We start from the raw sequence: 24187 nt of genomic DNA, 5'->3' as shown, positions 1-24187 counted from the left end.
CTCCCGCTGGCGGGAGGGATAGGGGGAGAGCCTGTCCGCCTTCCCCCATCCAACCAAGGGCACAGGCCCACCCCTTCCCGCAAGCGAGCGGGCGGGGAGGAAGAAGCAAGAAGGATCAATACCCATGCGTTCCGCCGTCATCGTTTCCACCGCCCGTACCGCCATCGGCCGCGCCTATCGCGGCGCGTTCAACAACACGCCTGCGCCGACGCTGGCCAGCCATTCGATCAAGGCGGCGGTCGAACGTGCCGGGATCGACGGTGCCGAAGTCGATGACGTGGTGTTCGGCTGCGCGTTGCAGCAGGGCCATCAGGCGGGCAATATCGCGCGCACCTCACTGCTGCGCGCCGGCCTGCCCGTCTCGGTTGCCGGCATGTCGGTCGACCGTCAGTGCGCCTCCGGCCTGATGGCGATCGCGACCGCCGCGAAGCAGATCATCACCGACAATATGGACATCACCATCGGCGGCGGCGTGGAAAGCATTTCGCTCGTCCAGACCCCGCAGATGCGCGTCGCGGCTGATCCCGAACTGATCGCGCTGCACAAGGACGTGTACATGCCGATGCTCGGCACGGCCGAAGTCGTCGCCAAGCGCTATGGCATCAGCCGCGATGCGTGCGACGAATATGCCTTTCAGTCGCAGATGCGTACCGCCGCCGCTCAGGCGGCCGGTTATTACGACAAGGAAATCGTGCCGGTCACCGCGAACATGGCGATCGTCAACAAGGAGACCAAGGAGGTCACCTACAAGGAAGTGACGCTCGCCAAGGACGAGGGCAACCGGCCCGAGACCACGCTGGAAGGCCTGAAGGCGCTGCAGCCGGTGATGGGTCCAGGCATGAACGTCACCGCCGGGAATGCCAGCCAGCTGTCCGACGGCTCCTCGGCCAGCGTGCTGATGGAAGAAGCGCTTGCGTCAAAGCGCGGTCTGACTCCGCTTGGCCGTTATGTCGGCATGGCGGTCGGTGGTACCGAGCCCGATGAAATGGGCATCGGCCCGGTCGTCGCGATCCCCAAGCTGCTGCAGCGTTTCGGCCTGAAAATGGACGATATCGGCCTGTGGGAATTGAACGAGGCGTTCGCGGTGCAAGTGCTGTATTGCCGCGACAAGCTCGGCATTCCGGACGAACTGCTCAACGTCAGCGGCGGCGCGATCTCGATCGGCCATCCATATGGCATGACCGGCGCGCGCGCGACCGGCCATGCGCTGATCGAAGGCAAGCGTCGCGGCGCGAAATATGTCGTCGTGACGATGTGCATCGGCGGCGGCCAGGGCGCAGCCGGCCTGTTCGAAGTCCTTTAACAGACGAGAGGCGGATCGGGTTCGACCCGATCCGCCTCAATCGCTTCATCGCCCATGACATAGCGCGGACCCGGGCCCTTGGCTGCCGCGCGATCCTGCGGATTGTACAGCGCGCATTTGCGCAGCGACAGGCAGCCACAGCCGATACACACGTCGAGCAGATCGCGAGTCCGCGTCAACGCGGCGATGCGATCGTCGAGCAGTTTGCGCATCCCCCCGCTCATCCGCCGCCAGTCCGTCGCGTTGGGCGTACGTTCGCCGGGCAGCTTGGCCAGTTCCCCACCGATCGCCTCGATCGACAAGCCAAGCTGTTGCGCGATCAGAATGAACGACAATCGGCGGATATCCGAACGCAGGAAGCGCCGCTGCCCGCCGGCATTGCGGAACGGGCTGAGCAAGCCCCTCGCCTCGTAGAAGCGGATCGCCGACACCGAGACGCCGACCCGCGCCGCAAGATCGCCGATCGAAATCACGTCGCTCGCCTTCAAGCCCGTCATCATTCAAAACCTCTTGACCTCAACTTAGGTTGAGGTTGCAGAAGCCGTGCGTCAACTCGAATCGGTAATCAAGGAGACCGCCGTGACGCAGGCCAAACTCGAACATGCCAATGTAACCGTCAGCGACCCCGAGCGGTCGGCGCTGATGGTCGAGATGCTGTTTGGCTGGGAGGAACGCTGGCGTGGCCCGGCGCGCGACGGCGGTTTCACCATCCATGCCGGCGGTGAAACCGACTATATCGCTTTCTATACCGGCCCACGCGGTCAGCATCTCACCGCGCGTTATCCCAAGGGCGCGCCGCTCAATCATATCGGCGTGCTGGTCGACGATCTGGACGAGGTCGAGAAACGGGTGATCGCACTGGGACTCAGGCCCTTCTCGCATGGCGATTACGAACCGGGACGGCGCTTCTATTTTCTCGACCCCGACGGGATCGAGTTCGAAGTGGTGAGTTACGCCTGAATTCGACCGTATTCGGCTCCAGCGAACGGAGCCGGGAGAATTGACCGGCGGGTCGAGCGCGTACAGACTTGCGGTCATGAGCAACACTCTCTCGTTTCAGCTGGCCTTTCGGACGTTCACCCGTGCGTTCGAATTCAGCGGGCGCTCGACCCGGACTGAGGTTGTGGCGTTCAGTCTGTTGTCGATGCTGGCCAGCGTTCTGAACATCACGGAACGCGACTCGCCGCCATTTGGCCCGCTGGCGGTGGCTGGCATCATTTGGTCGATGATCTGGGCTTGGCCATCGCTCCCGCAATTTGTCCGCCGACTCCACGATCAGAACCGGTCGGGCTGGTGGTCGATGACATATGTCATTGCCGCGCTGAGTATATTGACTCTTGTCATGCTGCCTGCCGGCGATGGCCCGATCAGTTCCGCAACGGTTCATTTCGGCCCCTGGTCACGCATGATCATTTGGACACCCCTGACCACGACATTATGGGCCGTCGGCATTGTCTCCCTACTCGCCACGCTGGTGCTGAATTTTCTGCCCGAAACGCCTGGCGACAATCGTTTCGGCTCGGACCCCCGCCTGGAGATGCCCGACGAGGCAATTGCATCGACCGCAAGAATCTGAGGACCGGCAAGCGTGAAGGCATTGCGCTGGTGTTACGCCACAGCCTGTTTTCGACACTGAGAAAGAGCGAGCCGGTATCAGGCCGACAAGGCATGTCATGCCCGATCCGGCGCGTCAGTTGAATCACCGACGACGTTGGGGCTGAAGGAACGCACGGCGGAGATATGTTACACCTGAATGTAACATATCTCGCGCCACGCCTTCGGCGAGAATCCAGTATAAATTATTATATATCAGTTGCTTATGTGAATTTGGCGCACTGCCGGAGCGCAAGACGTGCGCAGGTTATGAACGTCGCGCGTCCCCCCATGGCGATGGAACTCCCACGCCAAATGCCCTTCTTACGGGTCCTCGACAGGGCGTCGCGCAAGTGATCTCGACCCGGCGTGAATGGAACGCATCAACGCTCGAGCCTAGAATATTTCGAGGAATTCCTCCGGATCGTCCCGGACGGCTTCCAACGAAAGCTGGAGGAAGGTCTCGAAATCCGGTGCCACATAGGTGATTTCATCGGGATCGTGGGTGAAGGCGATGACCTGCCCCACTTTTCCCGCCTCGGCGGGTGAATGGTCCTGTATCAGCATCAGCGAACTGCCGCCAAAGGCAGCGAATGGAACCCATCCGCCGTGGAACCAACCGTCACGAATACGGTGGTCGCGGACCGTCTCTTCGACATAGTCGATATATTGAGCGGACCTGCGCTCCATCCTGGCTCGGGCCTCTTCGGCCGAGGCCAATGAGAGGAAGTCATATCCAGTTAGAAAACCCGGCCTGAGGAAAACACGCACCTCATGCTCGCCGCCGTCGGCGATCTTCCATGCTTCACGCAAGCCAGGATCCAGGGCGAAGCCAAGCCGCGCTTCCGCGCCAGCCAGCACGCTTTCCGTATTTGGCTCGGAAAGGCAAAAGCGAAGGTCATGATCGGCATAAACATGCCGCAGCTCTTCAATATACCCCGCAAACATCGCCATTCGCGTAGTGCCGTCAGGCGTGCTTCGCCATCCAGTCTTCCAGCACCGGCGCGATCTTGGTGCGCCACTTGCTGCCGTTGAAGATGCCATAATGCCCGGCGCCTTCGGCCATCATGTATTTCTTCTTCGCCGCCGGAAGCTTGGTGGCGATGGTCAGCGCGGCCTTGGTCTGGCCCAGCCCGGAAATATCGTCACGCTCGCCCTCGATCGCCAGGATCGCGATATCGGTGATCGACGCCGGATCCACGGTGCGGCCGCGGTGCGTCATGATGCCCTTGGGCAGCGCATGGTCCTGGAACACGACATCGATGGTCTGGAGGTAGAATTCGGCGGTCATATCGCAGACCGAACGATACTCCTCGTAAAAATCCTTGGTCGCGTCGGCGCCCTCGTCATCGCCCTGGACGAGATGTTTGAACATCTCCCAATGCGACATCATGTGGTTACCGAGGTTCATCGTCATGAAACCGGCAAGCTGCAGGAAACCGGGATAGACCCGGCGTCCCGCGCCCGCATAGGTCGCCGGGATCGTGGCGATGACATTCTGCTCGAACCAGGCAAAGGGCCGCTCGGTGGCCAGCGTGTTGACCGCGGTCGGCGCTTCGCGCGTATCGATCGGTCCGCCCATCATGGTCAGCGTCTTGGGACGGTTGGGATGCTTGTCCGCGCTCATCAGGCAGGCGGCGGCGTAACAGGGCACCGAAGGCTGGCACACCGCAAGCATATGCGGGCGCTCGCCGTCCCCGGACGTGCCGATCAGGTCGAGGAATTCGACGATATAATCGATATAATCGTCGAGATCGAACCGGCCGTCAGCGAGCGGCACGAGCTTCGCGTCGCGCCAGTCAGTGATATAGACATCGGCGACCGGCAGCATCCGTTCCACCGTACCGCGCAGCAACGTGGCGTAATGGCCCGACATCGGCGCGACGATCAGCAGCTTGGGACCACCGCTCACTCCTTCGCGCACGAAGCGCTTGAGCTGACCGAACGGCTTGCGCAGCACGACTTCCTCGATGACCGGCACGGTGCGCCCGTCGATTATGGTGTGATCGAGCCCGAAGGCGGGCTTGCCGCGCGGTGCGGACGCGTGCGCGAAAACTTCAAGCGCGGAGCCCATGATCGGGCCACCACCGAAATAGGCGAAAGGATTGGCCGGATTGGACAGTATCCCGGCGCTGAAATCGGCAAAAGCGCTCGCCCCGGCGAGCATCGAACGCTGCATTTCATAGGCATTATAGAGCATGGACGCCCCTATCGGGATAAAACGGTTACTTTGAATACAATTGCATAGTGGTGCGGTGCAGCACTGGCAATCAATACCGTCGCTAATATCGCTGGCCCGTTGAGAGACGGACCGGGTCCTGCTAGGCGCTGGCGATGGCCGACTCCGCCCCCCAAATCATCCCGACCGCTCCTCCGGCGAAGGAGACCGGGAAGCGGCGGCTGAGCGATCTGACGATGGTGTGGCGCCATGCCTCGCGCTATCCGCGCCAGATCGCGATTGCGGGCTTTGCCCTGGTCACGACATCCGCCGCGACCATCGCCATTCCTTACGGCTTCAAGCGCGTGATCGACCGCGGCTTCACCGGCGGTCACACCGACGCGGTCGCGTCGTCATTCCATTATCTGCTGATGATCGTCGTCGTGCTCGCCTTCGCCACGGCATTGCGTTTCTATTATGTCTCATGGCTCGGCGAACGAGTCGTTGCGGACATTCGCACGGCGGTTCAGCGCCACCTCCTCACCCTGACGCCGCGCTTCTTCGAGGAGAATCGCCCGTCGGAAATCGCGTCACGGCTGACGTCGGACACCACGTTAATCGAGCAAGTGGTCGGAACCACTGTCTCGGTCGCGTTGCGCAACAGCTTCACCGGAATCGGTGGCCTGATCTATCTGTTCGCGATCTCTCCCAAATTGGCCGGACTGCTGATGCTCGGCATCCCGGCGATCATCCTGCCGATGACTCTGCTCGGCCGCCGCATCCGCAATCAGTCGCGCGCCTCGCAGGATCGCGTCGCCGATGTCGGGTCGATCGCCACCGAGACACTTGGCGCGATGAAGATCGTCCAGGCCTTCGGGCAGGAAGATCGCGAGGCGATGCGTTTCGCCGATGCGGTTGCCGCGACCTTCGCGGCGGCACGGCGGCGCATCGGCCTGCGCGCGGTCATGACCGCGATCGTGATCTTCATGATCTTCGGTTCGATCACCCTGGTGCTGTGGGAGGGAGCGATCGACGTCGCCGCCGGGCGCATCAGCGGCGGATCGATCGCCGCGTTCGTCCTGACCGGCGGCATCGTCGCGGGCGCATTCGGTGCGCTGACCGAAGTCTATGGCGACCTGCTGCGCGGCGCCGGCGCGGCCGGACGGCTCGGTGAATTGCTGGCAGAGCGGCCCGAGATCGCGCCGCCGGCCAACCCGACGCCCCTGCCCTTGCCCGCGCGGGGCGCGATCGAGTTCGATCATGTCCGCTTCCACTATCCCACCCGCCGCGAGGTATCGGCGCTGGCCGATTTCTCGCTGGCCATCGCGCCGGGCGAGACGGTCGCGGTGGTCGGCCCGTCGGGTGCGGGCAAGACGACCCTGTTCCAGTTGATCCAGCGCTTCTACGATCCCGACGCTGGCGAAATCCGCATGGACGGGGTCCCCCTGCCCCAGGCCGACCCCGCGGAAGTTCGCCGCCGGATCGCCATGGTGCCGCAGGAAACGGTGATCTTCGGCGCATCGGCGCGCGACAATCTGCGTTACGGCAAATGGGAAGCGGGCGACGACGAACTCTGGGCCGCCGCCGAAGCCGCCAATGCCGCCGAATTCCTGCGCAAGCTGCCCGAGGGCCTCAACACATTCATGGGCGAAGGCGGTGCACGCCTGTCGGGCGGGCAGCGCCAGCGCGTGGCGATCGCCCGCGCTCTGCTGCGCGATGCACCGATCCTCTTGCTCGACGAGGCGACCAGCGCGCTCGATGCCGAAAGCGAACGGCTGGTGCAGGACGCGCTCGAACGGCTGATGCAGGATCGCACGACGCTGGTCATCGCCCATCGCCTGGCCACGGTCCGCGCGGCGAAGCGGATCATCGTCATGAACGACGGACAGATCGTCGAGAGCGGCACGCATAGCGGGCTGATCGGGCAGAACGGGCTCTATGCCCGGCTGGCGAGTTTGCAGTTCAGCGAAGCGGCGTGAGGAGCCTTACCGAGGAACGCGAGCGCACCCTTCGGAATGTACGGCGCACGATGTCGGCATCGCTCATGTCCGATACGAAATGGCGGAAGGTTTTCGCGGTACTGCAGCGCCCCGAGTTCGGCATCACACAGGTCTGGTTCAAATTCGTCGACGCGGAAGAGGAAAAGCCGGCGCGAGTGGGCGTCGGCCTGTATCCGCCGCATCCCTTCATCGACACGCTTGAGTTCGGCCCGGTCGAGCTTGTCGCGATCGAGTGGGTCAGAATTCAGAATGGTCAGGCAGAGAACGCCATCAGTGCCTTGAAAGAGATAGGCGAACTCAAATTTGCTACTCGGTCAGACGGCGTCCGCATCATAGACCATCAGGCGTACGCCTGACGAGCAGCGAAGATAACAATGCCCTCGATTCAACGCCAGCACGGGCCGTGACCACATGTGTCCGAACGAGACATTGCTCGAGCCGCCGATCCGCTCTTCACATGGCAGGAGATACCGACCGATTCTGTACTGGCTGCTCCGGTCAGAACAGCGAGATCGCTGACTGATGTCGGGCCGTTACGCAATAACGGTATCCTGAGCTCAAGCATTGAAATTATATCGGAATCAGGTTCAGAATCCAACTGAACAGCCGAAAGATCATGCCGGAATAACAGCCAGCAACCTACTCCTTACCGGATACGACTCACCGCGTGGCAAGCCGGTCTATCCGGCCAAGAATCCCTCCAAATAACGTCATGCGGACTTGTTCCGGCATCCACCGTGCAGCAAGATGCAGCATCGTCTTTGACGCGGTGACCCCCGGAGCCAGTTCGGGGCGACGAACCTGGAGAGAGTGACATGGCCCGCGACTTCGATATCATCGTCTACGGTGCCACCGGCTTCACCGGTCGCCTGGTCGTCGAATATCTCATCCAGACCAACACGCCGCGCTGGGCGATGGCAGGCCGGTCGCTGACCAAGCTGCAGGAGGTGCGCGACGAGGTCGGCGCGCCGGCCGACACGGTGCTGATCGCCGCCAATTCCGACGACCCCGCGACGCTGAAGGCGATGTGCGAGCGGACTCAGGTCGTGCTGACCACGGTCGGCCCGTACCAGCTTTACGGCAATGAGCTGGTTGCCGCCTGCGCCGAGACCGGCACCGACTATGTCGATCTGTGCGGCGAACCGGCCTGGATGCGGCATATGATCGACGCCCATCATGAAACCGCGCAGCGCAGCGGCGCGCGGATCGTGCTCAGTTGCGGTTTCGATTCGATCCCGTTCGATCTCGGCGTGTTGACCTTGCAGGAAGCGGCCAGGGCCAAATACGGCAAGCCCGCGCCGCGCGTGAAATGCCGCGTGCGGAAAATGCAGGGCGGCGCATCGGGCGGCACCGTTGCCAGCCTGAAGGCGACGCTTGCGGCGGCGGCGAAGGATCCGTCGATCTTCGGCCTGCTGGTCAACCCGTTCGCACTGACCCCCGGTTTCACCGGACCGAGCCAGCCCAAGGGGCTGCTGCCCGAATATGACCGCACGATCGAGTCATGGGTCGCACCGTTCATCATGGCGCCGATCAACACCAAGAATGTCCATCGCACCAATTTCCTGCTTGGTCAGAGCTATGGCGCGGACTTCGTCTATGACGAGATGATGGTCGCGCCGGGGCTGGGCGATATGGGCAGGGCCGCGGCGGAGGCGATCGCGAAGATCAATCCGCTCGCCGGCGACAAGGCCCCGAAACCCGGCGAAGGGCCGTCGAAGGAAGAGCGCGAGAACGGCTATTACGACGTGCTGTTCGTCGGCGAGATGCCCGACGGCACGCGGATCGACGCGGTGGTGACCGGTGATCGCGATCCCGGCTACGGTTCGACCAGCAAGATGATCTCCGAAGCGGCCTTGTGCCTGGTGCATGATGTGCCAAGCGGCAATGACAAGGGCGGCGGCGTCTGGACGCCGGGCGCGCTGATGGGCGACGCGCTGCGCAAGCGGCTGATCGACCGCGCCGGCCTGACCTTCACGGCGGGGTAGTCGACTCCTCGCTGGACGGGAGAGGCGTTTATGCGGCGAGATTGAGAGCGATTGCCGCGACCACGACCAACAGCGCGACGCCGACCGCGATCGGCACCATGCGGCGGCTCAGTGCCTCGGCGTCGGCAAGCGCTGCGGGGATGTTGAACCAATATCGTCCCGGCGCGGCCTCGCGCACGATGCCCTTCGCCCGCAGCCGTTCGAAGACACGGCGATCGCGCGGCTCCGGCACATGCTCGATCGCATCGCCCGGCGTGATCGCGTGGCGCGCAAGGAAGATTTCCGCCGTCCGGCCGCGCACGCGTACGCCCACCCGGCCATCGCGCACGATCACCGCTTGCGGCCCTGATGCCGGATGTTCGCCGGCCGGCCGCGCCGTTTGATCACGCGCGCGGGTTTCACATCGCGCTCTGGTGCCGCACCCTTGCCGTCGACCATTTCGAAACGCAGCGCGCCCGAAACCGGATTGGCCTCGGCGAGCCGCAGCGGCAAGCGCTGGCCGCTGGCATATTCGGTGCCGCTATGCTCGCCGACCAGTTTGCGGGCCGCTTCATCGAAGCGGAAATATTCACCGCCGATATCGCGCACCGGCATCAGGCCGTCGCCGCCAATCCCCTCCACCGTCGCGAAGAAGCCGAAATTAGTCACACCGGTGATGCGCGTCTCGACCACTTGCCCGACGCGCTCGGCAAGGAAGGCCGCGACATAGCGGTCGATGGTGTCGCGCTCCGCCTCCATCGCGCGGCGTTCGAGCGCGGAGATGCCTTCGCCGATCCGCTCCATGCCAGCCGCTTCGCCCTCGGTCAGCCCACCCGGGCCAAGCTTATAGGCGCTGACCAAAGCGCGGTGGACGATCAGATCGGCATAGCGCCGGATCGGCGAGGTGAAATGTGCATAGCTGCCCAGTGCGAGCCCGAAATGGCCGTGATTGGCGGGCGCATAATAGGCCTGGGTCTGAGTGCGCAGCACCTGCTCCATCACCTGCTGGCGGAAATCGACTTCGCCGACCTTGTCGAGGATATGATTGAACGTCGCCGGACGCACGACCTGGCCAAGGGCGAACTCGACGCCGAAGGTCTTGAGATAGTCCTTCAGCGCGACCAGCTTCTCGCGGCTCGGCTCTTCATGGACGCGGTACATGACCGGCGCCTTCTTCGCCTCGAGCGCCTTGGCCGCCGCGACATTGGCAGCGATCATATAGTCCTCGATCAACTTGTGCGCATCGAGCCGCTCGCGCGGCGCGACCGACATGATGCGCCCCTTCTCGTCGAGCACGACGCGGCGTTCGGGCAAGTCGAGGTCGAGCGGGCTGCGCTTCTCGCGCGCCTTGTAAAGCGCGCGCCAGCAGGCCCAGAGCGGCTTCAATGCGGTGTCGGTCAGCGGGTGATCGATTTGGCCGTCGATCGCCGCCTGTGCATCTTCATAGGCGATATTGGCGGCGATCCGCACCACCGCGCGGGTGAAACGCCACGACTTCAGCTCGCCCGACTTGCCGATCTGCATATGACAGACCAGCGCGGCCCGATCCGCGCCTTGCTTGAGCGAGCACACATCCGCCGACAATATTTCCGGCAGCATCGGCACGACCCGGTCGGGGAAATAGACCGAATTGCCGCGCCGCCGCGCTTCGCGATCGAGATCCGATCCCGGCCGGACATAGAAGCTCACATCGGCGATCGCGACGATCGCTTTCCACCCGCCGTCGTTCTTCGGATCGTCGTCGGACGTGGCCCAGACCGCATCGTCATGATCGCGCGCATCGGCGGGGTCGATCGCGACGATCGGCACATGGCGCAGATCCTCGCGCCCATTCTCTCCAAAACCCTCGCCCAGCGGCGTTTTGGCGATTTTCTCCGCACCCTCGATCGTCTCGGGCGAGAAGACCGTCGGAATGCCCAGCTTATGGATCGCGATCAGCGAGAAGCTGCGCGGGGCGAAGGGATCGCCCAGCACTTCGGTGACGCGCGCCGTGATGCGCGGCGGGCGTCCAGCCTTTTCCGCCAGCACCAGGTCGCCGGGCTTGCCCTCACCGGCGTCGGAGACCTGGAATTCGCGCCGTTCCTTCTTCTCGACGCCCTGCAACCAGAGCTTGCTCCCCTCCTGCCGCAGCACCCCGAGGATCAGTTCCTCGCCCCGGGCGAGCGCCTTCATCGGATGCGCGATCCAGCCATTGCCGGCCTCTTCGGTGCGGGCGAGGATGCGGTCGCCCACCCCCAGCGCGCCGCGCTTGCGTTCGCGCACGCGCAGCCGCGGTGCGGGCGTCTCGGCGTGCCAATTCTCCGGCACGGCCCAGACATTGCCACCATCATCGGCATCGACGATGCGCAGCACGGTCACCTTGGGCACCCCGCCCATCTTGTGGAACGCGCGGCCCGGCGCGCTGTCGATCAGCCCTTCATCGGCCATGTCCTTCAACATCGCCTTGAGTATGATCTTCTGCTGCGCGGTCAACCCGAACGCCTTGGCGATCTCGCGCTTGCCCGCCGGCGTGCTGGAGGTGGCGATGAAATCAAGAATCTGCTCGCGCGTCGGCAGGCCGGGGGCTGGTTTAGGCATTGACGGGGGATAGGCGGTTTCGGGCGGGGCTGGAAGGGAGGTGAATTCATTGCGCAGGACGCGGACGACGAACCACCACAACTCTTCCTTTCGTCATCAGCACAATCGTCGCCATAATAGAATGTTCTTTGGTTTGTCCGAACCAGCTTTGTGATACCCGCGCACGACCTTAGCGGTAAAAAACCGGGCAACAAGTCGCCACGCCCGCTGAGCTTGGTATATTTGCCATCAACTTTTTCCTCGATTTATACACCCCGTTTAGATATATTTGCGCACGATGCCATATTAACACTGAAGAGTTATAATAATGCGCAAATTGTACAAGTCTCCGATGTACATCGCAGCGGTATTTTTGATAATGGGCTGGGCTCCTGTTAGAGACTATTCACCGGAATGGATTTCAGTTTCAGGAGTTGCCGCACAAAAATCGGTCAACTTTGACGAATCTGCATTTTTTTTCCCAATCGCTCGCTTTGCGCCCAAATACCCGGCAATCACAATAGACTCAACGTACGTTGAACGGCGAAACCTTATTCCGTCGGGCACAATTTTGGTCGAGATAGCAAAGTCACCTTACACCGCATGCGAGATGGTACGCCCTGAAGGGCATGATAGCTTTTACTGTTTTGTAGACAACGATGCGGACGGAAAATTTGAAGGCCTTTATCACATATTCTCTCACAGTTTTTTTATGATTTCAGGCTGGACTAATAGATCTCCTAAACCAATCGTGCCTTTTGGTTATAAAACTGTACAAGCCAATGGGATTGATAATTACCTACAAATCAATTTTCAATTCAACAGCAAAAGCAAAGATAAATATAACTACATAATTTCAAATTCTTCGAAAAATCGTTCTGATCGCTGGGTTAGATCTGAATTAATAACAATATCTCCGGATATGATTGGGAAACATTTTTATATCCTGGGGGCGAAGATATCGGTCGACTCAATCGATGGGAGCAAAGGGCCAATTTTTAGTATTACCCCTACACCAGAAGGATTTACGCAAAAGTTTATTGTCCAAAAAGCGCTATGATCTTTGGTTCGCTTAGAGCCTCAAAATTCGGCGTGTCGGTGAACCGCGCGATCCCGGCGAGCATGTCGCGATCCTCCGGCGACAGGCGGCGCAGCAGTTCGGGCGGCAGGCGATGCAGCGAGGTCTGCCCGAACGCCTTGGCGATCTCACGCTTGCCCGCCAGCGTGTTGGAGGTGGCGATGAAATCGAGAATCTGCTCGCGCGTTGGCAGGCCGGGGGCTGGTTTAGGCTTTGCCCAGAGATAGAGGCTGGCGCGCGCTACGCCGCCATTTCCTGCTGCCGCTTCAGCATCACCCCCGCGCGCCAGTAATGGAAGATCGCCCAGGGCGTCGCCGAAACGGCAACAACCAGCGCCCATCGCAGCGATTCCTCCTTGCCGACCAGCGGCGTCAACGCATCGCTCAGGACGCCGATCATCGTCGGCCCGAGTCCAAGGCCGACCAGATTGATAACCAGCAAGGTGATCGCCGCCCACATCGCCCGCGTCCGCAGGGGCGCCAGCCCCTGCAGCATGGCAAAGGTTGGGCCGAGATAACTGTTGGCGAACAGCATGTTGAACACATAAGCGGTAATCGCGACCGCAGGGACGTCGGTGGTGAAGAACAATATGGTGAACGGCAGCGCCGCGCATTTAAGCAGACCGACCATCCAGCTCTGCGCATGAATGCCCCAGCGCTTTGCTGCCCAATCGGCGACGCGGCCACCACCGACCCCGGACACCGTACCGATGATCGCGGCGATCGGCGCCACGATCAGCGCCACCTGCCCGACCGAGAAACCGAGCGACCGCTGCAGATAACTTGGTCCCCAATAGCTCGTTGCATAACCGATCATGGAGGTCAGCGTCACCGCCAGCACCAAGTGCCGTGCCGCGGCATTGCGCCACATATCCGCAAAGGCCGACCATATACTCGGCATTCGGCTGCTGTCCGCGACCCGAGCCGCATCCGACAGTCCACGCTTCGGCTCGACCACGAACAGGCGAACGAGCACCGCCAGCAGGATTCCGGGAACACCAATAGCGATGATCGCAACGCGCCAGCCATATTGGCTCGCCAGCCAGCCGCCGATCATCGTGCCGAAACCACCGCCCAGTACGACACCGAGCGAATAGATCGCCATTGCACTGGCACGCTTCTCGACGGGATAGAGATCAGCAATGATTGAATGGCTTGGCGGGCTCGACCCCGCCTCGCCGACCCCAACCCCGATCCTCGCAAGCAACAGCTGGACGAAGTTCTGCGCAAGTCCGCACAGCGCAGTCATTACGCTCCATAAGGCAAGCGACACGGCAATAATGTTGCGACGATTGGCTCGATCGGCCAGTCGCGCAACGGGAATGCCGAGGATGGCGTAAAATAGCGCAAAAGCTAAACCGCCGAGCATGCCCATCTGCGTATCGGAAAGCTTTAGGTCGGCCTTGATCAGCTCGACAAGGATGGCGAGGATCTGCCGGTCCATATAGCTGAAGAAATACGTCAACGTGAGCAGGCCAAGCGTCAGCGTGCGGCGGCGGATCGCCAATGTGTCGTCGAGCTCGGGGCGGCTCGCGGCGGATAAGGACATGAAAGCTCCGGTTACGCTGGAGATCGGAAAACAAGCCCGCCGCCCGGAAAACCGGACAGCGGGCGGGACGTTACATGCCCCGGATCGATATGGGCGAGTCAGTCACGCGATCAGAATTTACCGCGCAGCGTGATGCCATAGGTCCGCGGTTCAGCGAGGAAGGCGGAGAAGATCTGCGTCGCGCCGGGATAGCTCGTAGCCGGGAACACCCCGGCCGGCCCGGGGCCGTCGGCCTGGAACGGCGAACTGAACGCGACCTGCGTATACTTCGCGTTGAGGATATTCTGGCCCCAGAACTCGATGCCCCATCTCTGGTTGGGCCCACGCAAGCCGATCCGCGCATTCATAACGAAAAAGCTGTCCTGTTCCTTTTGCGGGAACAGATCCGAGCCGCTGTTATAGTCGCTCGACAGGCGTCCATCGACATAGAACAGGCCCGACAGGCCACTGCCACCCAGTTTGGGAGTCCAGGTCACCGCCGTCGTCGCGACGATTTCCGGAGCATTGGACAAATTGTCGCCCGGCAACAGACGCAGCGCGGGATCGAGCGGCGCACCGTTCGATGTGCCGATCAGGTTCTTGCGGAACTTGGTCTGGGCATAAGTGATGCCGGCCGAGACCGAGAATTCGCGGATCGGCACGATCACGGCTTCAAGCTCGACACCCTGCGAGATCACGCCGGCGCGGACATCGCCCTTCTTGCAGGATCCGGTGGTGGGGCTGGTGTCGCGATCACCGCCCGCCAGGTCGGTGGCGCAGCTATTGACGTTCTGTACCAGGAAGACCGAACCGTTGAACGTGTTGAGCTGGAAATTGCTGAATTTCTGGCGGAACGCCGCGATGTTCATGCTGAAACCCGGCGTCGAATATTTGGCGCCGATTTCCAGGGCGTTGTTGATTTCCTGGTCGAATTGCAGGTTGCGGACCAAGGCCTGGGCACCCTGCTGTGCCGTCAGCGTGGCAGTCGCGAAGGCCGGGATCGGCCCTTTCAGCGCCGACCGGTCGAGGTTAAAGCCGCCCGCCTTATAGCCGCGCGAATAGCTGCCATAGAGCAGCAAGTCCGGCGTGACCTTGTAGGACAGGATGCCTGTGCCGGTCAGTTCGCTGTCGGAACGCTTGTCGTTGATCGACACGCCGTTCAGTTCGGACGTCGAATTGCCCTGGCACGTCAGGTTGATCAGGCCGCCGGCAATCGCGGCAAGCCCGGCATTGGCAAGGAACGGCGACAATGCGGCCTGCTGCGCCGGGCAGAAGGTGTTGTTGTTGCCGAACCGGGCATCGAGCTTCTTGGTCTCATGGGTGTAGCGTAGACCGATGGTCAGCTTCAGCCCATCGGTGATCTCGAAGATGTTGTGCGTGAAGAAAGCGAAATTCTTGCTGTTCTGGTCATAGGTCGATCGCGTGTCACCGACATTGACCACCGAATCCAGCCGATCGAACCCGGCGATGATCGCGGGCGTGGCCGCACCGAATTGACCGGCACCACCATTGGCCCCAAGCAGCGCACCACGGCCGCCGGCGCTGAGGCATCCAGCGGAGGACGGGCTGGCAAAGGGCGCCAAGGGCGTGCTGACCAGGATGCGGCACGCGGCGAAGCGGCCATATTGCGACCCGAACTTCAGATTGTCGCGAACGCCGAGATCCTCATTGGCGAAGAAGCCGCCGACCAGCCAGTCGAGCTTGCCGCCGAACGCCTCGCCTTGCAGGCGAAGTTCCTGCGAGAAAGTCTTGAACTGGCGCCGGCCGGCATCGGGACCGGGCGCGCGATACAGGATGTCGACCTTGCTATAGTCGGTGTCCGACGCCTGATAATTATAATAGCCGCGATAGGCGGTGATCGAGGTCAGCGAGGCGCCGCCGAAATCATAATCGACCTGGGCCGAAACACCCCAATCCTGCGTCTTGCCGTCATAGCTGCGGCCCGGGGTGACATAGATGTTGCGTGAATAGGGGTCGCTGAACGCCGCGGTCGGCTGGCCCAGCGCGGTCAGAATCGGAATGATCGGGTTCTGCGTCGTCAGCAGGTTGCGATTGGCCGGCGCGACCGTCTGGTCGATATAGACCGCCGCGCAGCACGCCTCGTTCCGCTTGGTATAGTCGCCGATCAGGCGGACCGTCAGGTCGCTCGACGGCTGGAACAGCAATTGGCCGCGCAGGAAATAGCGGTTGCGGTCATTGACCGTGCCGCCATTGGTCACGTCCTTGTAGAAACCGTCGCGCGACACATAAACGCCGTCGACGCGCGCGGCGACCGTTTCACTCAGCGGCACGTTCACATTGCCGGCGACACGCCAGTAATCGTAATTGCCATAGGAGACATCGCCACCCGCACCGAAGGTAAAGGAAGGCGATTTGCTGACGATGCTGATGATGCCCGCCGATGCGTTGCGGCCGAACAATGTGCCCTGCGGGCCGCGCAGCACTTCGACGCGCTCGATATCCCCGAGTTCATTCAGACCAATGCCCGACCGCGAGCGATAGACGCCATCGACGAACACCGCGACCGAGCTTTCGAGCCCGGGATTGTCACCAACCGTACCGATACCGCGAAGCCGGGCGGAGCCGTTTGCCTCGTTGCCGGTCGAGGAAACCTGCAACGACGGTGCGATTTGCGCGAGCTGGCGAATATCGCTGGCGCCCGAGCGCTCGAGGCTGCTCGCATTGATCGCGGACACGGCGAGCGGCACATCGGCCAGCGCCTGGGCACGGCCCTGGGCGGTCACGACGATATCGTCCCTGGAATTATCGGGTTGGCTGTCCTGGGTGGTGGCCTCTGCCGCGGCGGGCGCTTCCTGCGCCAATGCCGGCGTCGCCAGTCCCAGAGCCAGGACCGCAACGGCGCACGCCGACATATATTGCTTCTTGAGCATCTCTATCTCCCGTTAGGCCGAAACGCTGATCGGTTCCGTACCCCACACTCGAATAGATAGAGAGACTTCCGTTACGTCAAGCAGAACCGGCACCAACTTACCCTCTTGCCAGGGCCTGTTGCCAAAAAGTCATACCGGCAGAAACATCCGGGTCGGCCAGAACGTGTATTCGAATTTATCGAAAACCGGGTTAAATCGGGGCGACAAACCGCCGCCCCGGCCAGAGTCAGTACCCGTTGAGCTGTGCGAAACGCTCGCGATGATAGGCGGCATTGCCCCACATCGTTTCCAGCACATAAGCGCGCTTGAGATAGAAGCCGGCATCATGTTCGTCGGTCATGCCGATGCCGCCATGGAGCTGGACCATCTCGCGGCTGACGAGGTGAAGCGTGTCGCCCATCACCGCCTTGGCCAGGCTGACGGCCTGATCGACATCGGAGCGCCCGGCATCGATCGCCTCGAGCGCACCCTCGACCGCCGAACGCGCCAGTTCGAGCTCAGTGAACATCTTGGCCATGCGGTGCTGCAGCGCCTGGAACGTGGCGAGCGGCTGGCCGAACTGGACGCGAACCTTGAGATAGTCATTGGTCACCGCAAAGGCCTGCTCGGCCATGCCGAGCATCTCCGCGCACAGCGCGGCCGTCGCACGATCGACCACCCGGGCGGTCAGGTCGGTCCCGCCGAGCTTCTGCGCTTTCGCCTCGGCAAAGGCGACCTGCGCATGGCTGCGCGCATCCGCCATGTGGCGCGGCGAGCGTGTCACGCCCGCATCGTCCGAGACGAGATAGAGGCCGTCGGCCGCCGCGACGACGAACAGTTGCGCGCTATCGCCTTCCGCGACGAATTGCTTGGTACCGGTCAATGCACCGCCCGAGACGGCGGTGGCGATCTTCGCCGGATCGTGCACCGGGCCCTCGTCGATCGCGAGGGTCGCGACGACCTCGCCGGCAGCGATCTTCGGCAGCCATTCGGCCTTGGCGGCCTCATTGTCACCAAGCGCGATCGCGGTCGATGCGGCGGCGGTCGCGGCGAGCGGCGACGCCGTCAGGTTGCGCCCGAGCTGCTCGAGCACTAGGCCAAGCGACAGATAACCAAATGCGGATCCGCCAAATTCCTCAGGGATGATCACCCCAGCCCAGCCCATCTGGCCCATCGCGGCCCAGCTATCGGCATCGAAAGCCTCCGCCGGCGCGGCGTCGCGCATCTTGCGGAACGCCGTGACGGGCGCTTCATTGTCAGCCCATTCGCGCGCCATGTCGCGCAACATCGTCTGTTCGTCGTTGAGTACGGCCATTGTCATATTCCTCGTTCAGTTCGTCACGCCAGATGTGTTCCGGCATCCACTCATCCGCGAGGGCGTCGCCGGAGCCTCACGCTCCACGCACGCCGCGCAGTGGTTCCGGAACAGTTCCGGGGCGACGCGCTCCTATTGGTGATCGAGCATCCCCAGGATGCGCTTGGCGATGACGTTGTTCTGGATCTCGCTCGACCCGCCATAGATCGAGACCGCCTTGCCGAAGAGCCATGTCCGGGTCTGGGTCAGTTCGTCTGCGGAGAAGCCCTCGCCTTCCCAGCCCAGGCCGTTCATGCCCATGATCTCGATCGACAATTCGGCGCGATCCTGTGTGATGCGCGCGCCGACATTCTTCATGATCGAGGTCGCCGCCGACGGGCCCTGATTGGACTTCGATTCCAGCGCGGCGCGGCGCAAGGTCAACATGAAGGCGCGGCTGTCCATTTCGTGACGCACGATGCGCATGCGCAGATCGCTGTCATTGACCCGGCCCTGTTCGTCGGTACCGCGATATTCCTTGGCCAGCGCGCTGACCGCCTTCCCCGCGAACATGCGTCCGACCGCCGAGCCGCCGCCCGACAGATTCTGCCGCTCGTGCTGGAGCAGGCGCTTGCCGATCGTCCAGCCTTCGCCTTCTTGCCCGACGAGATTCTCCTTGGGCACCTTCACATCGCTGAAGAAGGTCTCGCAGAAGGGCGATGAGCCCGAAATCAGCCGGATCGGCTTCACCTCGACCCCTGGGCTGGTCATGTCGATCAGCAGGAAGCTGATCCCTTCATGCTTTTTCGATTTGTCGGTGCGCACCAGCGCAAAGCATTTGTCTGCCCATTGGCCGCCGCTCGTCCAGGTCTTCTGCCCGTTGACGAGATAATGGTCACCCTTGTCCTCGGCGAACATCTGCAGCGACGCAAGATCGGAGCCGGCACCCGGTTCGGAATAGCCCTGGCACCAGCGCACCTCGGCTTTGGCGATCGCCGGGATATGCTCGTTCTTCTGCGCTTCACTGCCATATTCGAGCAGGGTCGGGCCGAACATCATCACGCCCATGCCGCCGATCGGGTTCGATGCGCCGATGCGACCCATTTCCTCCTGCAGCACACGGGCCTGCGCCCGGTCGAGACCGCCGCCACCATATTGCGCCGGCCAGGTGGGTACGCCCCAACCCTTGTCGCCCATGGCCTTTTTCCACGCCACCTCATCGGCCGACAACTCGGCCGGCCCCTCGATCGCGGACAAGCTATTGTCCTTGCCTTTCAACGAGGGCGGAAAGTTCGTGGCAAGCCAGTCGCGTACATCGGTGCGAAAGGCGTCGAGCGGGTTGACGGAAACGTCGAGTTCGGCGGCGGTAGCCATAAATCCTCTCCTTTGGGACCGAATCTGAATATCGGGTATGGTCGGTGGTGTGGCACAGATTGGCGGGGAGTGGAAGGGAGGTTGAGGCCCGGATGATCAGGAACTCCGTCCTCCGGGGCCCGCTTGACTCCGCTTCGCCAGACCAGAAAAAGACGCTTCCCCCGGCGCAGGCCGGGGTCCGGTAGAGACATGGTCCCGAACTACCGCCCCGTTTCGTTGCGCCGGCCTTCCTACCCGATCCTTCTCAGGCCAAAGCCCAGCCGCATCTCCCCCTTTGTGACCGCCCTGCTCACCCGCTAGAAGCCGCGCAGGGGAGCAAACCATGCGATTCGAACACCGCGCCGTACCAATCGTCCTTGCCGCGGTGCTGGTCGATACGATCGGCTTCGGCATCATCATGCCGGTCTTTCCCGAACTGATCACGCATCTCGGCCATGTCGACCTGGAACAGGCGACGCGGATCGCCGGCTATATGCTGGTCGTGTTCGCCTTCACGCAATTCTTCGCCGGACCGGTGCTCGGCAATCTCAGCGACCGGTTCGGGCGGCGGGTCGTGCTGATCGCGTCGATGCTCGCTTTTGCCGCCGATTATGCACTGATGGCGATCGCGCCCACGCTCGCCTGGCTATTCCTCGGCCGGGCGATCGCGGGAATTGCGGGTGCGGTATACGGCCCGGCAAGCTCGGTGCTGGCCGACGTCACGCCGCCCGAAAAGCGTGCGGGCGTGTTCGGGTTCATCGGCGCGGCCTTTGGTGTCGGTTTCATCATCGGCCCGGCGATCGGCGGACTGCTCGCCGATTTCGGACCGCGCGCGCCCTTCGTTGCCGCCGCAGTATTGGCGCTGCTCAACGCGACGGCGATGATCGTCGCCATGCCCGAGACGCTGGCGCCGGAAAATCGCCGCCCCTTCCACTTGCGCGACGCGCATATCGTCGGCGCGTTCCGCCCGCTGTTCGCCGCCGGCAACGCCGCGCCGCTGCTGCTCGCCTGGTTCTTCTGGCAGCTCGCGCACATGGTCTACCCCGCGACCTGGGCGTTCTGGGCGGCGATCCGCTTCGGCTGGAGCCCGGCCGAAATCGGCTGGAGCCTCGCCTTTGTCGGGCTGATCAGCGTGATCTTCCAGGCCGGGCTGTCGGGCCGGATCATCGCGCGGATCGGCGAACGCCGCGCGGTCATGATCGGGCTGGCCAGCGGTGGGCTGACCTTCCTGATCTTCGCCTTCATCACCGCGAGCTGGCAGGCCTATGCCCTGTTCCTGCTCAGCGCCTTTTCGGGGCTGGTCTTCCCGGCAATGAACGGCCTGCTCTCGCGCATGGTCGATGCGACGCGCCAGGGCGCATTGCAGGGCGGGATCGGCAGCATGGGCAGCGTGTCGCAGATCGTCGGGCCGTTGCTGCTCACCCAGGCGCTGGCGACCGGGGTCGATCGCGGCTTTCCCGGTGCCGCGTTCCTGGTCGCCAGCGTGCTGGCGTTGACGGCGCTCGGCACGATCGCGTGGAAAGTGCTCGACCAGGTGGCACCGCCGGCAGAGCCGCCCACGGCACCGATGGACGCCTGAACTTCGAGCGTTACGGGGCCTCAGGCTCATCTGAACGCCAGTATCGCTCCCCCTCCGTTCGTTTCGAGCGAAGTCGAGAAACAAGTCACAAAGGCTGCGCAAGGTTTCTCGACTTCGCTCGAAACGAACGGAGGGCGGAGGATCAGGCTCCCGCGGGATTCTCCACGCCGACGGGATAGGTGCCGTACCCGCTCCTGACCTTGTCGCCATCGAAGATCAGCACCTCGCTGACCGACACGCCCTTCTGGTTGCGATACTGGATCACGACCGTGTCGATGCCGGCAAAGACCTGTTCGACCGTGAAATGCAGGTCAGGAATGCGTCGCAACCCCTCCGACCAATAGGCGCGCAGCGCTTCCTTACCGCGGACCTGTCCTTGCGTTTCGGGAAGGATTGCCGCGGCCACAGGCGAGGAGAACACGACATTGTCGTGAAAATGGGCGAGGACACGCTCAAGGTCATGCGCGTTCCAGGCCTCGCACCATTCTGCCGCAAAGTTCGACGGATTAGTCACTCATGCCTCCCACCGATATGAAGCCCGGCTCCTACTCCGTATATGCCTTCACCAGCCGGTAGAGGAACGCCCGTCCGTCCATCAGCGACTTGACCCTGATGCGCTCGTTAAGGCCGTGCACGCCCTGCCCGTCGGGATCGGAGAACATGCCCGACACGCCATAGGTCGGGATGCCGGCGGCATTGGTGAAACGCCCGTCGGTCGCGCCGGTGGCGAGGCGCGGAATCACCGGTACGCCCGGCCACATATCCTTCGAGATCGCTTCGATCGGCCCCATGATCTGTGGCGTCAGCGGCGGCGCGGGCGATCCGGCCTGGGGCGGGTCGGCAAAGCTGACCTTGACCTTGTCGCCGCCAAGCGCCGCGAGCTTGGCGAGGATCGTTTCGGCGCCTTCGCCCGGGATGATGCGGCAATTGACGTTCGCGCTCACCGATTGCGGCTGCGCATTGGTCGCATGGCCGCCCGAGATCATCGTCGGGATGCAGGTGGTGCGCAGTGTCGCATTCCAGCTCGGATTCGCCGCCGACACCGCAGCATAATCCGCCTCGCTCGCCTTGCCCGTACCGATCGCAGCCATTGCCTGGGTCTGGGCGGGATAGAGCGGTGCCGATGCACCGAAATAGGCCTTGGCGGCCGGGGTCAGGTTAACCGGGAAATCATAGGCATTCACCCGGGCGAGCGCCTCCGCCATCCAGCCGATTGCATTGAAATGCGGCGCCTGGCGCGAGCTGTGCCCACCCGGCGCGGTCGCGGCGAAGGTGAAGTCCTGATAGACTTTCTCGCCCGCCTGGACACCGTTGCTGACCGGCTTGCCAGCGTCATCCAGCGAACCGCCGCCGCCTTCGTTCAGCGCCCATCCCGCGGCCAGCGCCTCGGGCTTGTTCTTGAGCAGATATTCGACGCCGTTCAGCGCCTTCTCGGTCTCTTCACCGCAAGTCAGCGCGAGCTTGATCGTGCGCTTGGGCTTATACCCTTCCGCCCGGAACCGGACCAGGGCATCGGTAAAGGCAGCCGCCATCGCCTTGTCGTCCGACGTACCGCGCCCATAGAAATAGCCATTTTCCTCGACCATGACGAACGGGTCGCGAGTCCAGTCGGCACGCTTCGCGGCAACCACGTCGATATGCGCAAGCAGCAGCAGCGCGGGCAGCTTGGCATTGCTGCCGCGCAGGATGGCGGAGAGATTGCCCTCCTTCGGATGGGCCGGATCGACGATCACGGTCACATCCCCGGCCGGGTAGCCGGCGGCCTTGAGCCGCGCGCCCATGCGCTCCGCCGCCAAGGTGCAGCTACCGTCCGGCCAGCTCGAATCCGTCTCGACCAGTTCCTTGTACAACGCCCGGAAAGCTGGCTCACCCGCGCGCGGATCGGACGGTGCGGCTTGAGCCGGCATCGCGCTGGTGGTGAGCAATGCGGCAAGCGTGATCGACGCGAAATGGCTGCGAGCCTTCATGCGAAGCGGTCCTTTCGGGCTGGTAAGCGCTGCCGGGGAGGTAAGTCTGTCAGCGCTGTCGCAGTCTGGCGAAGAGCGGTGCCGGCGACAAGCCGGAATGCCGCCGACGCCGGCAAATATTTCATCATGCAACGAGTCGTTGTTGCATAGTTATAAAAGATAACTAACAATGACACCGTTGCTGCACGGGGCAACGGGAGAAGATCATGATCATCATCGCCGGTTATACTCGCACCGCCGCCGAGGCGCGCGACAATGCCGTTGCGGCGCATGCGCCGATGGTGGCGCGGGCGCGTATCCATCATGGCTGCCTGGACCTTGCGATAAGCGCCGATGCGATCGATCCGGAGCGGATCAACGTCTTCGAGCGCTGGGCGGACCAGGCCTCGCTCGACGCCTGGCGCAAGATCGCCAATCCGCCGGACGTCAGCCGGCGCGAAACCCATGTCAGCCTGTTCCACACCGAGCAGGCGGAAAGCCCGTTCTAATCGACTTCGTACCCCGCCCCCTGCCGGAAAGCAGCCGCACCCCTCTTCAACCAGCAAGAAGCGGCGGGAGCCGACCGGAAACATCGGGCTGCGGCGCGCGATATTCCCGTTACGACGGGAATTGCCACGGGAAAGTGCTTTTTTCCGCGCGCTACGGGAATTTACGGGAAATCCTGCGGGAATTTTGTTGGAACCGCGCGGGAATTTCGCGGCACGCAAACGGGAATTTCGGGAAATGTCGGGCGGTGGAGTCATGATCGCTTCAATTCGGGGCTGTCTGATTTGCGGGTCTGCGGCGTGCAATTGTTTCGTCGCACACGCCTTATCCGGGATGTGAAAAAACGCGGGCAAACGAGCGCCGGTATGACGGGTTCGGGCGCGATGTGAATCGATCCACTCAAGGGGAATGCGGGAGGGTCGAGGGGGATGGTCCGGAGGATATGTTACACCTTATTGT

General features: G+C 62.6%; 20 protein-coding genes and 1 pseudogene. 9 read left to right on the top strand and 12 right to left on the bottom strand.

Going from position 1 to position 24187, the window contains the following annotated elements:
* The first annotated feature begins 124 nt into the window (after positions 1-124).
* Complete coding sequence (locus tag OO12_RS24835; RefSeq protein ID WP_034161382.1) at positions 125-1303, top strand: acetyl-CoA C-acyltransferase; 1179 nt, start codon at positions 125-127, stop codon at positions 1301-1303.
* Here the strand turns inward: OO12_RS24835 and soxR are convergent.
* Positions 1300-1803 (bottom strand): redox-sensitive transcriptional activator SoxR, encoded by a 504-nt coding sequence (gene soxR, locus OO12_RS24830; RefSeq protein WP_235365008.1) that lies wholly within the window; start codon positions 1801-1803, stop codon positions 1300-1302. The genes OO12_RS24835 and soxR overlap by 4 nt on opposite strands.
* A 79-nt stretch (positions 1804-1882) precedes the next feature.
* On the opposite strand from soxR, the gene OO12_RS24825 reads away from it, so the two are divergent.
* Together OO12_RS24825 and OO12_RS24820 are read left to right on the top strand one after the other, a co-directional pair.
* Positions 1883-2263, top strand: coding sequence for a VOC family protein (locus OO12_RS24825; protein ID WP_034161416.1), 381 nt, complete (start codon positions 1883-1885; stop codon positions 2261-2263).
* A 76-nt stretch (positions 2264-2339) separates the two neighbouring features.
* Positions 2340-2879, top strand: coding sequence for a DUF805 domain-containing protein (locus OO12_RS24820; RefSeq protein WP_034161381.1), 540 nt, complete (start codon positions 2340-2342; stop codon positions 2877-2879).
* A gap of 413 nt (positions 2880-3292) precedes the next feature.
* Here OO12_RS24820 and OO12_RS24815 read toward each other — a convergent pair whose 3' ends face one another.
* Both OO12_RS24815 and OO12_RS24810 read right to left on the bottom strand, forming a co-directional pair.
* Positions 3293-3850 carry an SMI1/KNR4 family protein gene (locus OO12_RS24815; RefSeq protein WP_052216249.1) on the bottom strand — a complete coding sequence of 186 codons (558 nt, stop codon included), beginning with the start codon at positions 3848-3850 and terminating at the stop codon, positions 3293-3295.
* Positions 3851-3863: 13 nt separating this feature from the next.
* Positions 3864-5096 (bottom strand): polyhydroxyalkanoate depolymerase, encoded by a 1233-nt coding sequence (locus OO12_RS24810; RefSeq protein ID WP_034161380.1) that lies wholly within the window; start codon positions 5094-5096, stop codon positions 3864-3866.
* A gap of 134 nt (positions 5097-5230) precedes the next feature.
* On the opposite strand from OO12_RS24810, the gene OO12_RS24805 reads away from it, so the two are divergent.
* From OO12_RS24805 to OO12_RS24795, 3 genes are all read left to right on the top strand, one after another.
* Positions 5231-7033, top strand: a complete 1803-nt coding sequence (locus OO12_RS24805) for an ABC transporter transmembrane domain-containing protein (RefSeq protein WP_034161379.1) — start codon at positions 5231-5233, stop codon at positions 7031-7033.
* 65 nt (positions 7034-7098) lie between these two features.
* Positions 7099-7410 carry a hypothetical protein gene (locus OO12_RS24800; protein ID WP_152616648.1) on the top strand — a complete coding sequence of 104 codons (312 nt, stop codon included), beginning with the start codon at positions 7099-7101 and terminating at the stop codon, positions 7408-7410.
* A gap of 459 nt (positions 7411-7869) precedes the next feature.
* Entirely contained in the window at positions 7870-9039 is a 1170-nt protein-coding gene (locus OO12_RS24795) for a saccharopine dehydrogenase family protein (protein ID WP_034161377.1), read from the top strand.
* 28 nt (positions 9040-9067) lie between these two features.
* Here the strand turns inward: OO12_RS24795 and OO12_RS24790 are convergent, their stop codons facing one another.
* Together OO12_RS24790 and rnr are read right to left on the bottom strand one after the other, a co-directional pair.
* On the bottom strand, positions 9068-9373 hold the full coding sequence (locus OO12_RS24790; protein WP_034161376.1) for a hypothetical protein: 306 nt from the start codon (positions 9371-9373) through the stop codon (positions 9068-9070).
* Positions 9370-11595: a ribonuclease R gene (rnr, locus tag OO12_RS24785; RefSeq protein ID WP_034161414.1), complete on the bottom strand. Its 2226-nt coding sequence runs from the start codon at positions 11593-11595 to the stop codon at positions 9370-9372. Before rnr ends, OO12_RS24790 begins: the two co-directional genes overlap by 4 nt.
* A 307-nt stretch (positions 11596-11902) precedes the next feature.
* Here rnr and OO12_RS28355 point away from each other — a divergent pair, with 307 nt between their 5' ends.
* The gene (locus OO12_RS28355) at positions 11903-12634 is read left to right on the top strand and encodes a hypothetical protein (protein WP_152616647.1); all 732 of its coding nucleotides are present in this window, start codon (positions 11903-11905) and stop codon (positions 12632-12634) included.
* Between the two features lie 123 nt (positions 12635-12757).
* On the opposite strand, the pseudogene OO12_RS29475 reads toward OO12_RS28355, so the two are convergent.
* The 5 genes and pseudogenes from OO12_RS29475 to OO12_RS24760 all read right to left on the bottom strand — a co-directional run.
* Positions 12758-12941, bottom strand: a pseudogene (locus OO12_RS29475) (hypothetical protein); the annotation flags it as partial.
* On the bottom strand, positions 12893-14200 hold the full coding sequence (locus OO12_RS24775) for a spinster family MFS transporter (RefSeq protein ID WP_034161374.1): 1308 nt from the start codon (positions 14198-14200) through the stop codon (positions 12893-12895). The gene OO12_RS24775 and the pseudogene OO12_RS29475, both read right to left, overlap by 49 nt.
* Before the next feature lie 110 nt (positions 14201-14310).
* Positions 14311-17070, bottom strand: coding sequence for a TonB-dependent receptor (locus OO12_RS24770; protein ID WP_034161373.1), 2760 nt, complete (start codon positions 17068-17070; stop codon positions 14311-14313).
* 226 nt (positions 17071-17296) lie between these two features.
* Positions 17297-18364 carry an acyl-CoA dehydrogenase family protein gene (locus tag OO12_RS24765; protein ID WP_034161372.1) on the bottom strand — a complete coding sequence of 356 codons (1068 nt, stop codon included), beginning with the start codon at positions 18362-18364 and terminating at the stop codon, positions 17297-17299.
* Positions 18365-18496: 132 nt separating this feature from the next.
* Complete coding sequence (locus tag OO12_RS24760; protein WP_034161371.1) at positions 18497-19717, bottom strand: acyl-CoA dehydrogenase family protein; 1221 nt, start codon at positions 19715-19717, stop codon at positions 18497-18499.
* Between the two features lie 322 nt (positions 19718-20039).
* Here OO12_RS24760 and OO12_RS24755 point away from each other — a divergent pair, with 322 nt between their 5' ends.
* Complete coding sequence (locus tag OO12_RS24755) at positions 20040-21275, top strand: tetracycline resistance MFS efflux pump (protein ID WP_034161370.1); 1236 nt, start codon at positions 20040-20042, stop codon at positions 21273-21275.
* Positions 21276-21417: 142 nt separating this feature from the next.
* Here OO12_RS24755 and OO12_RS24750 read toward each other — a convergent pair whose 3' ends face one another.
* Both OO12_RS24750 and OO12_RS24745 read right to left on the bottom strand, forming a co-directional pair.
* Positions 21418-21789, bottom strand: coding sequence for a nuclear transport factor 2 family protein (locus tag OO12_RS24750; protein WP_034161369.1), 372 nt, complete (start codon positions 21787-21789; stop codon positions 21418-21420).
* A 31-nt stretch (positions 21790-21820) separates the two neighbouring features.
* On the bottom strand, positions 21821-23242 hold the full coding sequence (locus OO12_RS24745; RefSeq protein WP_034161368.1) for a M20/M25/M40 family metallo-hydrolase: 1422 nt from the start codon (positions 23240-23242) through the stop codon (positions 21821-21823).
* A gap of 206 nt (positions 23243-23448) precedes the next feature.
* Here OO12_RS24745 and OO12_RS24740 point away from each other — a divergent pair, with 206 nt between their 5' ends.
* Positions 23449-23730 carry a putative quinol monooxygenase gene (locus OO12_RS24740; protein WP_052216248.1) on the top strand — a complete coding sequence of 94 codons (282 nt, stop codon included), beginning with the start codon at positions 23449-23451 and terminating at the stop codon, positions 23728-23730.
* Positions 23731-24187 lie beyond the last annotated feature (457 nt).

The sequence above is a fragment of the Sphingomonas sp. ERG5 genome (assembly GCF_000803065.1).
In the GTDB taxonomy this organism is placed as follows: domain Bacteria; phylum Pseudomonadota; class Alphaproteobacteria; order Sphingomonadales; family Sphingomonadaceae; genus Sphingomonas.
This window is presented reverse-complemented; position numbering and strand designations above follow the sequence as displayed.